Raw genomic sequence first — 13,998 nt, 5'->3', positions numbered from 1 at the left:
CAGCTGTGCGGCCGGGCCGCCGGACCACCGCTCAGCCCTCGCCCGTGCTCACTCGGACACCCCGTAGGCGTCGGTCCGCACGAACCGCATGCTCCACCCGCCCAGGCCGTCCGGCCTGTCGCGCTCGTAGAGGTGGTCGGGACCGGGCTGCGTCGGGCCGGTGCCGTCCGGGTGCCGCATGATCCAACGCCGTGGCGGGGCCCCGTCCGCATCGGCCGGAACCTCGCGGACCAGGCCGTCCGCGGGACCGCCCACGAAGCGTACGGTGACCTCGCTCATCGCGGTGTCCCCCTGGTGACCATGCCGGCACGCTCGGTGCGCCCAGCCCTGGATCGCAAGCTACCGCACCCGCCACCGGGCCGCGCCGGTGTACGCCCGGATCGGCCGCGCCCGATCAGCGCACGGTTTGCCCAGCTCGGACCCCGGGTACCGCGTTCGGAGGCACCCGCCGTCGGCGGGCGAGAGCGAGGAGTGGTCGATGCGCACGCTGGACGGGCGTTACCAGCTCGAACAGCGTATCGGCGTGGGCGGGATGTCCGAGGTGTGGCGGGCCCACGACCGGGTGCTGGACCGGCCGGTCGCGGTGAAGCTCATCTCGCCCGGCCCGGGGGATGTGCACGACCTGGTGGACCGCATCCGCACGGAGGCCCGCTCCGCCGCGCGGCTGGTGCACCCGAACGTCGCGAGCGTGCACGACTTCGGCACGTCCTCGACGCTCCCCGGCCGCCGGACGCCCTACATCGTGATGGAGCTGGCCGAGGGCGAGACGCTCGCCGCGCACCTGCGGGCCGGCCCGCTGGACTGGCGCATCTCGGTACGCGTCTGCGCGGAGGTCGCCGCCGCGCTGTCCGCCGCCCACGCGAGCGGCATCGTGCACCGCGACGTGAAGCCGGCCAACGTCATGCTCACCCCGGTCGGGGTGAAGGTCCTCGACTTCGGCATCGCCACCCCGGCCGGCGTCGCGGACCCGATGCCGGACGGCATGGTGCTCGGCACCCCGGCGTACCTGGCGCCCGAGCAGCTCGACGGCACGCCCCCGACCCCGGCGGCCGACATGTACGCCCTCGGTGTGCTGCTCTACTACTGCCTGACCAGTCGGCTGCCCTACCAGGCGAGCAATGCGGCGGAGCTGCTGACGCAGCGTCGGACCCGGCCTCCGGAGCCGCTGCCCGAGATCGACGGGCTGCCGCCGGAGGTGTCCGAGCTGTGCCGCTCCTGCCTGGCCGACGACCCGGCGGAGCGTCCGACCAGCCTGGTCGCCGCGCTGCTGCTGGCCGAGGCCGTGGACGCCCGGGTGTACGTGCCGATGATGATCCCCACGCCGCGCCGATCCGCGTCGACGTCGCCGTGGACCGAACGGGCCGCCGCGGAGGCCACCGAGGCGCTGTCGATGGTCGACGGGCCCTGAACCCGGGTGGCCCGGCGTTTCGCCAGCCCTCGGCCGGGTAGCCGGGCTGGTGAGTGACGGGAGGAACGCGATGCCGAGTCCCAGTTCCTGGCTGCATGAGGCCACCGCGACGGCCGAGGGCGGCCACGTACGCACCGACGACGGGGGGCTCAGCACGCCGCTGGCGTCGCCGCTGGCGGCGCACTGCACCGGCCTGAGACCGGAGCAGTTGTTGGCCGCGGCCTTCGCGTCCTGCCTGCACCACGCGGCGGTGGAGGCGGCCGGGGAGATCACGAACGAGGCGCACACGGTCCAGGTACGCGCCGAGGCGAAGCTGGGCCGCGACGACGACGGCCGTTACCGCGCCGATGTGCACGCCTCGATCTCGTCGGCCGGCCTGAGCCGCGCGCAGTTGGCCGATCTGGTCGAGTACGCCGATCGGCTCTGGCCGTTCTCCAGCGGAGACAACACGCGGCACCGACTGACCGTGACGCCGGCGGAGAACGGCCGACACTGATCAGTGCCGGTCTGCGGGCTGTCACAGGCCCATCCGCCGGACGACCACCGTGGGCCTCCACCGTCCGGTGGCGCGGACACCCTCCGAAGAGTGGATGCTCGGGGAGCGGCCGGAGTCGGTGCGGGATCCGGCAGCGGTGACCGGGTTAGCCGGGCTAATCGGGAATAACCGGCTCGCCTGATCAGCGAGGTTTCACCATTTCCACCGATCTTCGCCCGATATGACAGCCATGATCCGGGCAAATTGTGGCGCATGCCACCGTACGGGCCGATGGCAGCGGGCCGTCGACTATCTAGCCTCGGCGGGTGCATCCCGTCGACCCCGCCGCCCAGAAGCTGACCGACGCGCTCCCGACCACCCGTTCGGGCGACGCCGCATCAACCGAACGGACGATCGGCCGTCACCGGGCCCCTGACCCGCCGCGCCGCCCCCGACTGGGCTCCACCCCCGTCCGGGTCGCCCTGGCCACCGGCGTCACCTGCTGTCTCGGCCTGGGCGCGTTCGCCGCCGCCCGGGGCGCCGAGGACACCCCGCGGCCCGTACGACCGATGGCCGACGCGCTGGCCGACCGCGCCGCCATCGCCGACGAGCGCGCCTCCCGGTCGCTGGACCGCGACGCCGCCCCCGCCCGGGTCATTCCCACCACCCCCACGGCGTCGCCGACGCCCACCCCCACCGCCACCCGCAAGGCGCCCAAGAAGCCGGTCAAGCCCCGCCGGCCGCGCCCGGTGGCCGGGCTCGACCAGACCCAGATGGACAACGCCAAGATCATCGTGGATGTCGGCCTGGAGCTGAAGATGCCGCGCCGCGCCCTGGTGGTGGCGCTGGCCACCGCGATGCAGGAGAGCAACCTCTACAACCTGGCCAGCGACGTGCTGCCGGAGTCGACGCAGTATCCGCACCAGGGCAGCGGCGCCGACCACGACTCGGTCGGGCTGTTCCAGCAGCGGCCCAGCAGCGGCTGGGGCACGGTGGCCGAACTGATGCGCCCCTCGTACGCCGCCCGGGCCTTCTACACCGCGCTGGCCGAGATCCCCGGCTGGGAGGACATGAGCGTCACCGCCGCCGCCCAGGCAGTGCAGATCTCCGCCTTCCCCGACGCGTACGCCCAGCACGAGGAGCGCGCCAGCACCGTGGCGGCGGCGCTCGCCGTCTGAGCCTGCGCTCAGCGGGCCGGACGCCCGCTGGGCGGTTCGGCGCCCGCGTCCCGGCCGCCGGCCGCCACCCGGGTCGCCGGTACGCCCGTTCCGGCCGCCGCCGTGGGCGTGTCGGCCGGCACCGGCTCGACGCTCACGCCGGTGAGGATCTCGTCGACCAGCGCCGCCCGGCGACGCCGCGCCTGCAACGCCTCCTCGAAGTCCCGCCGGGCCTGCACGGCGTCCGCGTACGCCTGCTCGCGCACGCGCCGGGCCTCCTCGCGGGCCTCGTCCAGCTCGCAGCGGGCCTGCGCCAGGATCTCGGCCGCCTCCCGCCGCACGGCGTCGCCGGCCTGCCGGGTCGTCCCCGCGTCGCCCAGGTCGAGCCGCTGGAGCAGCCCGCTGAGCCAGGTCGCCTCCTGGCGGATCTCGTCCCACTCGCGGGTCGCCCCGGCGGCGCCCTCCGCCCGCGCCGCGAGTCGGGACAACCGGATCCCCAGCTCATCCAGGCAGGAATCCACCTGCCGCTGGTCGTAGCCGGTCTTCACGACGGAGAACCTCATACTGTCGCCCCCAGGCAGCCGCTGTTACATCCCCACCTGGATCCTCGGACGCGGCGACGACGACCGAGGCGGTTCGGGAAAATTGTTCAGCATGCGTGCGCGTCAGGCGGGCGCGGCGCGGCGACGGGCCACGTCGGGCCGGCGGCGGGGACAATGCCGACCGGCCGCGCCGGGCGGATCACTGGCGCTTGGGCAGCACGACCACGCGGCCGAAGAACTCGTCGATGCGGCGCACCACGTCGTTGAAGTCGTCGAGGTCGATCGGCTTGGTGACGTACGCGTTTGCCTGCAACGTGTAGCTGCCCACGATGTCGGTGTCGGCGTTCGAGGTGGTCAGCACCACGATCGGAATCGTCCGCAGATCCTCGTCCTGCTTGACCGCGCCGAGCACCTGGCGCCCGTCCATCCGCGGCATGTTCAGGTCCAGCAGGATGACGTCCGGTCGGCGTGCCTGCACGTGCCGGCCCTCGGCGCGCAGGAACTCCATCGCCTCCTCGCCGTCGCTGACCACGTCAATGATCTTCTCGACGTCGGAGTCGGCCAACGCCTCCTCGATCATCAGCACGTCACCCGGATCGTCGTCGACCACCAAGATGCGTACCGGCTGCGGGCTGTCGCCCATCACTACCTGCCTCGGGTCGGCGGAGAAAGGAGACCGGAACGGTCACCGTGCTGGCGGGGAAATCTAGCTGATCAGGAGGCGCTCTTGAACGCCGGGTCGACCGTGTCCGGAAGGTATCGCAGCACGTCCGCCAGACCGGTGACCCGCAACACACGCTCGACCCGCCCGGTGGCGCCCGTGATCCGCAACCAACCCCCGTCGGCGGCGACCTGGTTGTCGCCGCGGACGAACACGGCCATCCCGGTGGAGTCGCAGAAAGTCAGGTCGGTGAGGTCGAGCAGCACCCGCCGCTCGCCCGCCGCGGTGAGCTTGTCGATGGCGGCAGCCAGCTCGCCGGCGGTGCTCAGGTCCAGCTCACCGGCGAGCCGCAGGCAGGCCGCACCGCCGTCGCGCTCGGCGTGGCTGACGCTGAACGTCACCGTTCTCCCCCTCGCTCCACCCGTCGGGTGGGACGTTTGCAGTCCGGCAAGTATACGCAGGGGGGTACGACGGTCCGCAGCGCGTGGTGATCGTCCGGGCGATCCGTCAGAGCGCGGGACGGGACGCCGCGGGCAGCCCGGCACGGCTGAGCGCGAGCGTGTGTGACGCGCGGGGGAAGTCGCGCAGCACGGCGGCGTAGTGCTCCAGGGTCAGGGCAACCGCACCGGCCGGCACCCCCCGACTCGTCAGGATCTCCACCAGCCACTGGACGAACTCGGTGAACAGCGAGGCGTCGTCGACGTAGAGCGAGGCGGCCAGCGAGTCCAGGACGTGCCCCAGGTCGCTCGCTGTCGAGTCGAGCTGAGCGGCCGTGTAGTCGCGGGTCGCCGGCACCCGTTCGCGCAGGTCCGTCAGCGCGCTGTCGATCAGCTCACCCCTGCGGCGCACGAGACTCGCGTACTCGTCGTCGGCCAGGTGACCGAGCTGCGCCGGGGGCACCCGCCGCAGCGCCCGCTCGTCGGCGATCAACTCGGCCGCCGCCGGCGCGTTCGGCGCCCAGGCTGCGCCGAGCCGGGCCGCCCACCGGCCGTCCGCGCCGAAGCCCCGCCCGCCGACCACGACCGGCACGTCCGAACGCCGGCACGCCTCGATCATCCGGTGGGCGTGCGGCAGCCGCATCGGCAGCGCGCAGGCCAACGCGACCGCCTGCGCGTCATGCCGGTGCAGGTACGACACCAGGTGCGCCGCCGGCACGCTGGCGCCCAGGAAGGTCACCTGCCAGCCGCGCAGACGCAGCACCTCGGCCACCAGCCGGGGCGGCAGCGCGTGCCACTCGCCGTCCATGCAGGCCACCACGATCCGCCCGCCGGTCGGGCGCGGGTTGGCGTGCGTTGCCACCGCGGCCACCACCCGCTCGCTGATGTGGGTCGCCGCGTGCTCCTGGGCCACGCTCCACTCGTTGCGGGCCCACCGCTCCCCCACCTCGGCCTGGGCCGGCGCGACCAGGTCGAGCAGCACCCGCTCCGGCGGCACGCCCGCGTCGAGCAGGCCGAGCGCCACGTCGATCGCGGCGTACTCGTCGGCGTCGGCGAGGCAGGCCAGGTAGCCGGGGTAGGCGCCGGTCAGGTCCGTGGTCGTGGCGGGGGCGGTCACGCGGGGCTCTCCCTCTGCTCGTCGGCGCTCGTCGAGGGGGGCACCGAGTGCAGGTGCCGCGCACCCCGCCCGCCCGGGCTGACCGCCCGCAACGCCAGCACCGCGATGTCGTCGTGGTCGCCGTGCCCCAGCCAGTCACAGGTGACCTGCTCGACACGTTCGGCCAGGGCCGGCGCCGGCATCCGCTGGCAGCCGGTCAGGGCCGTGACCAACCGCTCGGCGCCGAACAGCTCGTCGCCGCGGCGGCCCCCACGGGCCTCGGTCACACCGTCGCTGTAGAGCAGGCACGTCTCACCCGGCGCCAACCGCACGGTCACCTCACCGACGCGCGGGTCGGGCACCACGCCGATCAGCATGCCGCGCAGCGGCACCGACTCGACCTCGCCCGAGTTGCGCAGCACCAGCGGCGGCAGGTGCCCACCCCCGGCCATCGTGAGGGTGACGCCGCCGTCGCGCTGCGGACGGGCCACACCGAGCACGATGGTGGCGAAGCGGCCCTGGCCGTGCGCCTGGGTCGTCTCCAGCAGCGCGTCGTTGAGCAGTCGCAGCAGGCGCCCCGGGTTCGACTCCACCCGGTGCAGCGCCTGGAGACACTGGCGGAGCTGGCCGGTGAAGACCGCCGCCTCGACGCCCTTGCCGGAGACATCGCCGAGGAAGAACACGGAACCGCCGTCGGCGAGCCGGTGTGAGCCGTAGAAGTCGCCACCGATCCGCAGCCCCGCCTGGGCCGGACGGTACGCGGTGCCCCACTGCACACCGGCGGTCTCGACCGGCTCGACCGGCAGCAGGCTGGCCTGCAGGGTGTCGGCGACCTCGGCCTGGTCGCGGTAGAGCAGGGCGGTGGTCAGCGCCGCGCCGGCCCGGGCGGCGAAGGCACGAATCAACCCGACGTCGTCCTCGTCGTACCACCGGCTGGACCCTCGGGCGACCAGCAGCACCCCGACCGGAGCGTCCCGGCCGGGCAGCGGAACGACCCGGGCGACGCTGTCGGCGCCCGTCAGGCCGGGCAGCCAGCCGGCGTCGACAGCCTGCTCCACCAGCCAGTCGAGGGCGTGCGGCTCGACGCCGGTCAGCGCTTCGGCGATCGCGGCCGGCAGGGCGGGGCCGGCCAGCACACCGCTGTCGACAATCGGCGACTCGTCGTCCGCCCGGGAGGCCCGCCACCACCGGGCTCGCCCCGCACGCGGCGCCAGCACCAGCACGGCCACCTCGGCGAGGGTCGGCACGGCGAGGCGGACCACCGCCGCGGCGGCCCGGTCCGGGTGCAGCGGGTTGCCCAGCTTGTCGCCCACCACTGCCAGGAACGCCGAGCGGGCCCGTTCGGCGAGCAGCGCGTCGGCGCGGCTGACGCTCTCGGTGACGTCCTCCACGTACCAGCAGCAGCGACCGGCGGACAGGGGCACCTGGCGGGCGGTGAGCCGACGACCGTGGTGGGTGAAGCCGCCGGGGCGCCCCTCGCCCAGACCGGCGACGCCGGACGCGGCCAGCGCGACACCGGGGACCACCTCGGGCAGCAACCGCTCGGCCACCGGGCTGACGTGTTCGACGACACCGTCGGCGTCGCAGACCGCCAGGCCCTCGCGGAAGTGCTCGACCACCTCGGACCAGTCGGGCGCGGCCCGATCACGGTCGGGGGCCAGCGGCGGCAGCGTGGGAGTCGGCCAGGACGGCGCGTCGGCGGACCACGCCGGGGGCCGTGTGGTGCTCGGCGTGGAGATCCGTCCGTCGCCCGGGTCGGTGTCCCTGACGTCGGAAGCAGTCACCAGCTGAGCCTCACTCCTTGTCGTCCACCCGAACCCGCACCGGAACCGGCGTCTGTGGTCAAATCTCTCCGACCACCCTACGCCGGTCCACCGCGACCGGCATCCCACGGCAGGTCGCGGGGCCTCGGTCGCGTACCGGGCGGACCCGCCCGACGGTTGTTACGATCCCCTCGCACCGGCTGGAACGTCGCGTGCGGAAAGGCGTGATCGTGGCATCGGAAGGGCGCGGCCCCGAAGCGACCCAGCTGTGCATGTCCGTCGATCGATCCGATCCCGACATGCCCCTGATCCGCGTGGGCGGCGAACTGGCGTACCTGACCGTGGCGCCGCTGCGCGCCGAGGTCGACCGGGTCCTCGCCGACGCGCCACGGGCCATCGTGCTGGATTTCGCCGACCTGCACTTCATCGACAGCAGCGGCCTGGGCGTGATCGTGCACGCGTGGCGGGAGGGCCAGGAGGTCGGCACGACCCTGCGGCTGCGGGCGGTCCCCCGCTTTCTGGCGACGATCCTGGACATCACCGGGGTGGCGGCGCTGCTCGACCGGCCGCTGCCGACGACACGTGCGATCGGCCCCGGCTCGCCGCGGTCCGCCGCCAGCGCGTGATCCGGCGGGTCGCGGCCCCGGGGTTTGCGTTCCGCCGCCTGACTGGGAACGATGGTGGAATGTCTCACCAGCTGTTGACCATCGAGGTGACCCGGCTCGACGCCGGTCACGTCCGGCTACGGCTGACCGGTGAGCTGGACTACGACACCGCCCCGGAGCTGATGGCTGCCGCAGCTGAGCTGCACGGCGAGCAGCACGTGACGATCGACCTGGCCGGTGTCGGCCTCTGCGACTCGTCGGGCCTCAGCGCCCTGCTGATGGTGCACCGGGGCGCCGGGGCGATCCGGCTGACCGGGGTCAGCGCCCGCCTCCAGCAGCTGCTGGACCGCACCGGGCTCACCGACCTGCTGGCCGTGGAGCACACCGTCGCCGACGACGACGCCACCCACCTGCGCGCCCTGGGCTGACGACCGCACCCACCCACCGCTTGGTCGCCACCCCTAACCAAAGGGGGGTGGCCCCCGACCCTGGGACCTGGGGTCGGGGGCCGGAGGAATGTCTAGGGCGCGGTCATCGGCTGGAGCCGGGGGCCGCCGTCGCGCAGTTCGACGGCCGACGGAGGTTCGATGTCGTCGGGTTCCCCCGAGTCGGGCGTCTGGTACAGGTAGCGGACAAACTCCCCACCCGCCTCGTTGTCGTCCGCACCCGGCCACTGGCCGATGCAGTCCATTCCGACCACTTCCCGGCCGGTTCCGTCGGCCTCCTCCAGCAACGCCCACAGGCTCACCGGATAGCACCGGGTGGCGTCGGGCGCGAGTTGCCAGCGGGCGTACCAGCCGGGTCGAGCGGGAACGATCTCGACGATCCGTTTCATGACGACCTTCCTTCCGCGTACCTCGGAAGAACTGCGGTCCTGCCCCGATCCTGCGGGCCGCACGGGTGAGCACCCCTCACCCCGGGCGGATGAAGCCTCATCGACGCTCCGCCCTACCGGGCCGGCGGCGTCCGTTTCGGCTCCCGGGGCGGCGGGAACGCGACGGGCGCAGGATCGATCCCCAGCGGAAGGGGCGTCACCATGCGCAAGCAGATGGAGGGCGACAACCAGCGGCGCCGGGCGCTGGCCCGGCAGGCCCGCGAACAGGGCGGTCAGCCCAGTGAGTTCGGCGCGAGCCTGAGCGCCTCCAAGCAGCTCACCAGCCTGGACCAGGGCAAGCGGGCCGGCCCACCACCGGCCGGACGGCACAAGTCGGACACCACGCGCGGTGGACCGGCCCCGCCGTCGAAGGGCACCGCGGACAATCCGCGCCCGCAGCCGCCACCCGGTGGCGCGGCCGGAGTGAACAGTGTCGGCTACCAGGATCTGGTCGACGACGTCCGACGCCGCTCGGGCGTCGACTTCTCGACGGCCAAGGTGGGCGCCGAGGCGACGGTGCTGGTGCTGGCCTTCGCACTGGACGCCGCGGAGCGGCAACGCCTGCTCGCCGCCGTGCCGAACTCGCTGCACGACGTCGTGCCCGTCGACGGCATCGAGCGGCACCGCGACCTGCCCGGCTTCCTGGCCGAGGTGGGCCGGATCAGCGGACGTACCCCGGAGCAGGCCCGCTACCAGGTCGAGGCGACACTCGCCGCGCTCGCCGACCAGGACGGCGACCTGGTCGAGTCGCTGCACGTCCCCGACGGCCTGCGGGAGCTGCTGAACCCGCCGGCGGCCGGCGGCGGCATCGTGGGCGCCTCCACCACCACACCCACCCTGGACGAGGCCCAGCTCCGGGCGGCGCTGGACGACCTGCCGTACTGGGCCGGCGACAGTGGCGGCCTGTACCGCGTGATCGCCCTGCCGCCGGACAACCTGGACCGGGTGCTCGCCCGGCTGGACCGGCTGCGCGAGGAGACCGGGCGCGGCCCGAGCATCGGACGTCCGGGCGGCACGGCCGCCGTGCTGACCGTGCGCACCAACCAGGCCGACGGGGTGACCGCGCTCGACGTGGACCTCGCCCACACGATCGACGACGCCATCGACGAGGTGGGCGCGGGGATGGCCGGCGGCTGACCGTCGCCGACGGCGCACGCGGGCCGGCGGACGCGGGTACCTCCCGCGCCGCCGGCCCGTCCGCTGTGCCGCGCGCGGCCCGTCGACCACCGGCCCGTCGGGTCCGCGAGCCGCTCGGTTAGCGTGCCGTCATGAACCGTGCCGCCGACCGGTTGGAGCTGGTAGCCGATCCGGTCCGCCGAACCGGACGAACGCTGCTCTCCGCCGGCGTCGAGCAGTCGTACGTCGATGTCGAGGATCCCCGGCACCTGCACTTCGAGTACGTCCGGCGGATCGCCTCGGCCGTGGAGCTGGCCGCCCCGGCGGGCGTACCGCTGAGCGTGCTGCACCTCGGCGGCGGCGCGTTGACGCTGCCGCGCTGGTTGGCCGCGACCCGGCCGGGCTCCGCGCAGCGGGTGGTCGAGCGGGACCGGGCGGTGGTCGAGCTGGTCGCCCGGGAGCTGCCGCCGCTGCCGCCCGAGGTGCGGGTGGAGGTCGCCGACGCCCGGGACGCCGTCACCGCCACCACGCCCGGCGCGTACGACCTGGTGATCGCCGACATCTACCGGGCGGCCCGGATGCCCCGCCACGTACGCACCGTGGAGTTCGCGGCCGAGGTGGCCCGTGCCCTGCGCCCGGGCGGGCTCTACCTGGTCAACGTCACGGACCTGCCGCCACTGGTCGGCACCCGGGTGCAGGTGGCAACGTTGCGCGCGGTCTTCGGCGACGTCTGCGTGTTCGGGGACCGCCGGATGCTGCGCGGCCGGCGCTACGGCAACCTGGTGCTCGCCGCGACGCACCGCCCGGGCGGTCTACCGGTCGGCCGGCTCGCGGCGGCAGCCCTGCGCGACCCGATCCCCGGCGGGCTGCTGCACGCCGCGGCGCTGGACACGTTCGTCGCCGGCGCCCACCCGTTCACCGACGACTAGGCCGTGCCTTCCCCCGGGGCCCTTTCAGCGGTGGCCATGAGCGGGGGGCGTGGGCTGGCCGAGGACCGCTTTCGACTCGTCGACGAGTCCGGTCAGGCGCGCGACCTCGGTGTCGGTCAACTGTTCGGCAACGTCGGAAGCTGCGATGTTGGACCGCAGGTGGTCGGTACTGCTCGTGCCGGGGATGACGACCATGGAGGGCGAACGGCGCAGCAGCCAGGCCAGTGCGATCTGGGCCGGTGTGGCACCCAGGCGCTCTGCCGGGCCGGTCAGCTCGTGGTGGCCGCTGAGCCGCCCGGCGGCCAGCGGGAAGTAGGGGATGAAGAGGATGCCCTGGGTCTCGCAGTCGGCGAGGACCTGGACGCCGCTGCGGTCAAGCAGGTTGAAGCGGTTCTGCACCGCCGCGATGGGGGTCATCTGCTGGGCGCGGGCCAGCAGCTGCGGGGACGCGCCGGACAGGCCGATGCGGCGGATCAGCCCCTGGTCTCGCAGCTGGACGAGTGCGCCGAGCGACTCCTCCAGGGGTACGTCCTGGTGCGCGCCGGGGGTGTCGCCGACGAGTCGGAGGTAGGTCAGCTCGCTCGCGTCGGTTCCCATGTCGGTGAGGGCCTCGTGAACCTGCCGCCGGACCGTCTCCGGGCGACCGTCGACGATCCAGGACTTGTCCGGGCCGCGCTCTGCGCCGACCTTGTTGCCCACGATCACGCCCTCGGGGATCGGTCCCAGCGCCTGCCCGATCAGCTGGTTCACCGTTCGTGGCCCGTAGGCGTTCGCGGTGTCGAAGAAGGTCACGCCCAGCTCGACAGCCAGGCGCAACACCCGCCGCGCCGCCTCCGGGTCGTCCGGGAATCCCCAGACGTCAGGGCCCGCAAGCTGCATGGCGCCGTATCCCACACGATTCATCGACCTCTCCTGCCCGTATCACTGCGACGGTATTTTCCGTATCGCTGTCCGAACCAGTGATACGCCTTATGCCGTAGCATTGCAACCGTGGATGATGCGAAGACCCGCAGTCGCCGGCAGATCCTGGAAGTCGCGGCCGAGCTCTTGGAACGGGAGGGCGCCCAGGCGCTCTCCACCCGCGCCGTCGCAGCGGCGGCAGGCATCCGTGCCGCCTCCCTGTACCAGCTCTTCGGCGACAAGGACGGGCTCCTTTCGTCGCTGGCCATCCACGCCTTCGACCTCTACCTGGCGCAGAAGCACACCTTGCCGTCGAGCGGCAACCCGGTCGACGACATTCGCCGCGGATGGGACATGCACGTCGACTTCGGCCTGAAACACCCCGCCCTCTACCTGCTGATGTACGGCACCGACCGCCCCGGCCGGCGCCCACCTGCCGCGCGGCAGGCTCAAGAACTCCTCATGACGTTCCTCGGCCGCGCCGCCTCCGACGGCCGCCTACGGGTGCCGCCCGTCCTTGCCGCCCACCTCACGCTGGCAGCGGTAACCGGCACCACGCTCTCCCTGATCGGCATCCCCGAGAGCGAACGCGACCCGGAGGTCTCACCGCGCATGCGGGAAGCACTCATCGACACCCTGACCACCGACACGAGCCCAGCCCCGGACTCCACCCTCGCCGCTCGCGCCCTCGCGCTCGATGCCGCCCTCGGCGGGGCGGATCCAACTGACGTTCCGCTCCGCCCCGTCGAGACCGCACTCCTGCAGGACTGGCTCCAGCAACTCGCCCACTAGGACGAGCCGGGCCCCTCGAAGACCATTTGTCAGCCACGGCCCAGGACGCGCCCGCGCGTCCGCATTGCCGGGTTTCCGAGGGTGCGCGCGGGGAAGGCCCGCCGGGTGAGCAACGCCGACGATCGGACCACCGCCCGCCGGGCCCTGGTCGTGATCGGCCTGGTGCTGGCGACCGCGCTCGCCCTGGCCTTCGTGTACGCGACCCGCCGGGTGCTGGTCTGGGCAGTGGTGGCCGCCTTCTTCGCGGTCGCGCTCAAACCGGCGGTGGACTGGCTGCAACGTCGCTTCGTGCGGCGGCGGGCGGTGGCCACGCTGCTCGTCTTCCTCGCCGCGTTCGTCGTGCTGGCGGTCCTCGCCACGGTCATCCTGGTGCCGCTGCTGGACGAGCTGGGCCGGTTCGCCGATCGGGGGCCCGAGCTGCTGCGCGACGCGCGCGCCGGCCGCGGCCCGGTGGGCCAGCTCCTGGAACGCACCGGGGCACGCCGCTACGTCAGCGAGCACTCCGACCAGCTGCGCGACGCCGGCAGCCGGCTGCGTCAACCCGCCGTCGGCGTGCTGCGCGGTGTCCTGGAGACCGTCGCGGGGCTGGTCACGGTCGTCGTGCTGGCGTACCTCATGGTGTTGGAGTCGCCGCGGATCACCGGCAGCCTCCTCGCGGCGGTCGGGGACGGTGCTGGCGAGCGACTGCGCCGGGTCGGCCGGGAGGTGTCGCGCACGGTCAACGGCTACCTCACCGGCAACCTGCTGATCAGCGTGATCTGCGGGTTGTTGACGTTTCTGGTGCTGGCCCTGACCGGGGTGCCGTTCGCGGGCGTGATCGCGCTGCTGGTGGCGGTGGCCGACCTGATACCGCTGGTGGGGGCGACGATCGGCGCGGTGCTCGCCGCCGGCGCCGGGTTCCTGCACTCCTCCACCGCCGGGATCATCGTGCTGGTCTTCTTCGTCGTCTACCAGCAGGTGGAGAACCATCTGCTCCAGCCGCTCATCCTGTCCCGCGCGGTCCGGCTCAACCCGCTGACCGTGCTGCTGAGCGTGCTGCTCGCGGCGGAGCTGGCCGGGCTGCTCGGCGCGCTGCTGGCCATCCCCGCGGCCGGCATCGTGCAGATCCTGCTGCGCGAGTACGGGCCGCGACGACTGAACCCACCCCCACCGGCGGACCCCGGCGAACCGCCGCCGCCTGCTGTGCCACCGCGCGGACCGGCCGGTCCCGCCACCTCGCGGGGCTGACCGGCCGGAATCGACA

At 73.5% G+C, this 13,998-nt stretch carries 17 protein-coding genes; 9 read left to right on the top strand and 8 right to left on the bottom strand.

Annotated elements, in window-relative coordinates:
- Positions 1–48 precede the first annotated feature (48 nt).
- The gene (locus ACLQ27_RS00180; protein ID WP_357490051.1) at positions 49–279 is read right to left on the bottom strand and encodes a hypothetical protein; all 231 of its coding nucleotides are present in this window, start codon (positions 277–279) and stop codon (positions 49–51) included.
- A gap of 199 nt (positions 280–478) precedes the next feature.
- Here ACLQ27_RS00180 and ACLQ27_RS00175 point away from each other — a divergent pair, with 199 nt between their 5' ends.
- From ACLQ27_RS00175 to ACLQ27_RS00165, 3 genes are all read left to right on the top strand, one after another.
- Entirely contained in the window at positions 479–1,408 is a 930-nt protein-coding gene (locus ACLQ27_RS00175; RefSeq protein ID WP_357490049.1) for a serine/threonine-protein kinase, read from the top strand.
- A gap of 70 nt (positions 1,409–1,478) precedes the next feature.
- Positions 1,479–1,904, top strand: a complete 426-nt coding sequence (locus tag ACLQ27_RS00170; protein WP_266241740.1) for an OsmC family protein — start codon at positions 1,479–1,481, stop codon at positions 1,902–1,904.
- Between the two features lie 305 nt (positions 1,905–2,209).
- A complete protein-coding gene (locus ACLQ27_RS00165; RefSeq protein WP_357490047.1) occupies positions 2,210–3,061 on the top strand; it encodes a hypothetical protein in 852 nt (283 codons plus the stop codon).
- A gap of 8 nt (positions 3,062–3,069) precedes the next feature.
- Here ACLQ27_RS00165 and ACLQ27_RS00160 read toward each other — a convergent pair whose 3' ends face one another.
- The 5 genes from ACLQ27_RS00160 to ACLQ27_RS00140 all read right to left on the bottom strand — a co-directional run bounded on the left by ACLQ27_RS00160 (position 3,070) and on the right by ACLQ27_RS00140 (position 7,560).
- Positions 3,070–3,603, bottom strand: a complete 534-nt coding sequence (locus tag ACLQ27_RS00160) for an ATPase (protein WP_234588612.1) — start codon at positions 3,601–3,603, stop codon at positions 3,070–3,072.
- Between the two features lie 178 nt (positions 3,604–3,781).
- Positions 3,782–4,225, bottom strand: a complete 444-nt coding sequence (locus ACLQ27_RS00155) for a response regulator (protein ID WP_007459564.1) — start codon at positions 4,223–4,225, stop codon at positions 3,782–3,784.
- A gap of 71 nt (positions 4,226–4,296) precedes the next feature.
- A complete protein-coding gene (locus ACLQ27_RS00150) occupies positions 4,297–4,644 on the bottom strand; it encodes an STAS domain-containing protein (RefSeq protein ID WP_357490044.1) in 348 nt (115 codons plus the stop codon).
- 106 nt (positions 4,645–4,750) lie between these two features.
- On the bottom strand, positions 4,751–5,797 hold the full coding sequence (locus tag ACLQ27_RS00145; RefSeq protein ID WP_425865244.1) for a cobalamin B12-binding domain-containing protein: 1,047 nt from the start codon (positions 5,795–5,797) through the stop codon (positions 4,751–4,753).
- Positions 5,794–7,560, bottom strand: coding sequence for a PP2C family protein-serine/threonine phosphatase (locus ACLQ27_RS00140; RefSeq protein ID WP_425865243.1), 1,767 nt, complete (start codon positions 7,558–7,560; stop codon positions 5,794–5,796). Before ACLQ27_RS00140 ends, ACLQ27_RS00145 begins: the two co-directional genes overlap by 4 nt.
- Positions 7,561–7,838: 278 nt before the next feature.
- Here ACLQ27_RS00140 and ACLQ27_RS00135 point away from each other — a divergent pair, with 278 nt between their 5' ends.
- Both ACLQ27_RS00135 and ACLQ27_RS00130 read left to right on the top strand, forming a co-directional pair.
- A complete protein-coding gene (locus ACLQ27_RS00135; protein WP_357490038.1) occupies positions 7,839–8,165 on the top strand; it encodes an STAS domain-containing protein in 327 nt (108 codons plus the stop codon).
- A 59-nt stretch (positions 8,166–8,224) separates the two neighbouring features.
- Positions 8,225–8,572 carry an STAS domain-containing protein gene (locus tag ACLQ27_RS00130; RefSeq protein WP_425865242.1) on the top strand — a complete coding sequence of 116 codons (348 nt, stop codon included), beginning with the start codon at positions 8,225–8,227 and terminating at the stop codon, positions 8,570–8,572.
- Between the two features lie 92 nt (positions 8,573–8,664).
- Here the strand turns inward: ACLQ27_RS00130 and ACLQ27_RS00125 are convergent, their stop codons facing one another.
- Positions 8,665–8,979 (bottom strand): hypothetical protein, encoded by a 315-nt coding sequence (locus ACLQ27_RS00125; protein WP_357490034.1) that lies wholly within the window; start codon positions 8,977–8,979, stop codon positions 8,665–8,667.
- Positions 8,980–9,180: 201 nt separating this feature from the next.
- Between ACLQ27_RS00125 and ACLQ27_RS00120 the strand changes: the two genes are divergently transcribed.
- Both ACLQ27_RS00120 and ACLQ27_RS00115 read left to right on the top strand, forming a co-directional pair.
- Positions 9,181–10,155 carry a DUF2267 domain-containing protein gene (locus ACLQ27_RS00120; protein ID WP_357490032.1) on the top strand — a complete coding sequence of 325 codons (975 nt, stop codon included), beginning with the start codon at positions 9,181–9,183 and terminating at the stop codon, positions 10,153–10,155.
- 131 nt (positions 10,156–10,286) lie between these two features.
- Positions 10,287–11,063 (top strand): spermidine synthase, encoded by a 777-nt coding sequence (locus ACLQ27_RS00115; RefSeq protein WP_357490030.1) that lies wholly within the window; start codon positions 10,287–10,289, stop codon positions 11,061–11,063.
- A gap of 24 nt (positions 11,064–11,087) precedes the next feature.
- On the opposite strand, the gene ACLQ27_RS00110 is transcribed toward ACLQ27_RS00115, so the two are convergent.
- A complete protein-coding gene (locus ACLQ27_RS00110; RefSeq protein WP_425865241.1) occupies positions 11,088–11,966 on the bottom strand; it encodes an aldo/keto reductase in 879 nt (292 codons plus the stop codon).
- A gap of 87 nt (positions 11,967–12,053) precedes the next feature.
- On the opposite strand from ACLQ27_RS00110, the gene ACLQ27_RS00105 reads away from it, so the two are divergent.
- Both ACLQ27_RS00105 and ACLQ27_RS00100 read left to right on the top strand, forming a co-directional pair.
- Positions 12,054–12,755: a TetR/AcrR family transcriptional regulator gene (locus ACLQ27_RS00105; protein WP_357490026.1), complete on the top strand. Its 702-nt coding sequence runs from the start codon at positions 12,054–12,056 to the stop codon at positions 12,753–12,755.
- Positions 12,756–12,836: 81 nt separating this feature from the next.
- Positions 12,837–13,982 (top strand): AI-2E family transporter, encoded by a 1,146-nt coding sequence (locus tag ACLQ27_RS00100; RefSeq protein ID WP_425865240.1) that lies wholly within the window; start codon positions 12,837–12,839, stop codon positions 13,980–13,982.
- Positions 13,983–13,998 lie beyond the last annotated feature (16 nt).

Origin of the sequence: Micromonospora sp. DT63, assembly GCF_049841615.1 — a bacterium.
Taxonomy (GTDB): Bacteria; Actinomycetota; Actinomycetes; order Mycobacteriales; family Micromonosporaceae; genus Micromonospora.
Note: the sequence above shows the minus strand (reverse complement) of the source record. Positions and strands in the feature narration are given on the sequence as shown.

Bases quoted from the DNA above. Each gene is read 5' to 3' on its own strand.
- ACLQ27_RS00170 (WP_266241740.1), top strand. From the start codon at position 1,479: ATGCCGAGTCCCAGTTCCTGGCTGCATGAGGCCACCGCGACGGCCGAG.
- ACLQ27_RS00160 (WP_234588612.1), bottom strand. From the start codon at position 3,603: ATGAGGTTCTCCGTCGTGAAGACCGGCTACGACCAGCGGCAGGTGGAT.
- ACLQ27_RS00175 (WP_357490049.1), top strand. From the start codon at position 479: ATGCGCACGCTGGACGGGCGTTACCAGCTCGAACAGCGTATCGGCGTG.
- ACLQ27_RS00125 (WP_357490034.1), bottom strand. From the start codon at position 8,979: ATGAAACGGATCGTCGAGATCGTTCCCGCTCGACCCGGCTGGTACGCC.
- ACLQ27_RS00120 (WP_357490032.1), top strand. From the start codon at position 9,181: ATGCGCAAGCAGATGGAGGGCGACAACCAGCGGCGCCGGGCGCTGGCC.
- ACLQ27_RS00130 (WP_425865242.1), top strand. From the start codon at position 8,225: ATGTCTCACCAGCTGTTGACCATCGAGGTGACCCGGCTCGACGCCGGT.
- ACLQ27_RS00110 (WP_425865241.1), bottom strand. From the start codon at position 11,966: ATGAATCGTGTGGGATACGGCGCCATGCAGCTTGCGGGCCCTGACGTC.
- ACLQ27_RS00155 (WP_007459564.1), bottom strand. From the start codon at position 4,225: ATGGGCGACAGCCCGCAGCCGGTACGCATCTTGGTGGTCGACGACGAT.
- ACLQ27_RS00135 (WP_357490038.1), top strand. From the start codon at position 7,839: ATGCCCCTGATCCGCGTGGGCGGCGAACTGGCGTACCTGACCGTGGCG.
- ACLQ27_RS00115 (WP_357490030.1), top strand. From the start codon at position 10,287: ATGAACCGTGCCGCCGACCGGTTGGAGCTGGTAGCCGATCCGGTCCGC.
- ACLQ27_RS00180 (WP_357490051.1), bottom strand. From the start codon at position 279: ATGAGCGAGGTCACCGTACGCTTCGTGGGCGGTCCCGCGGACGGCCTG.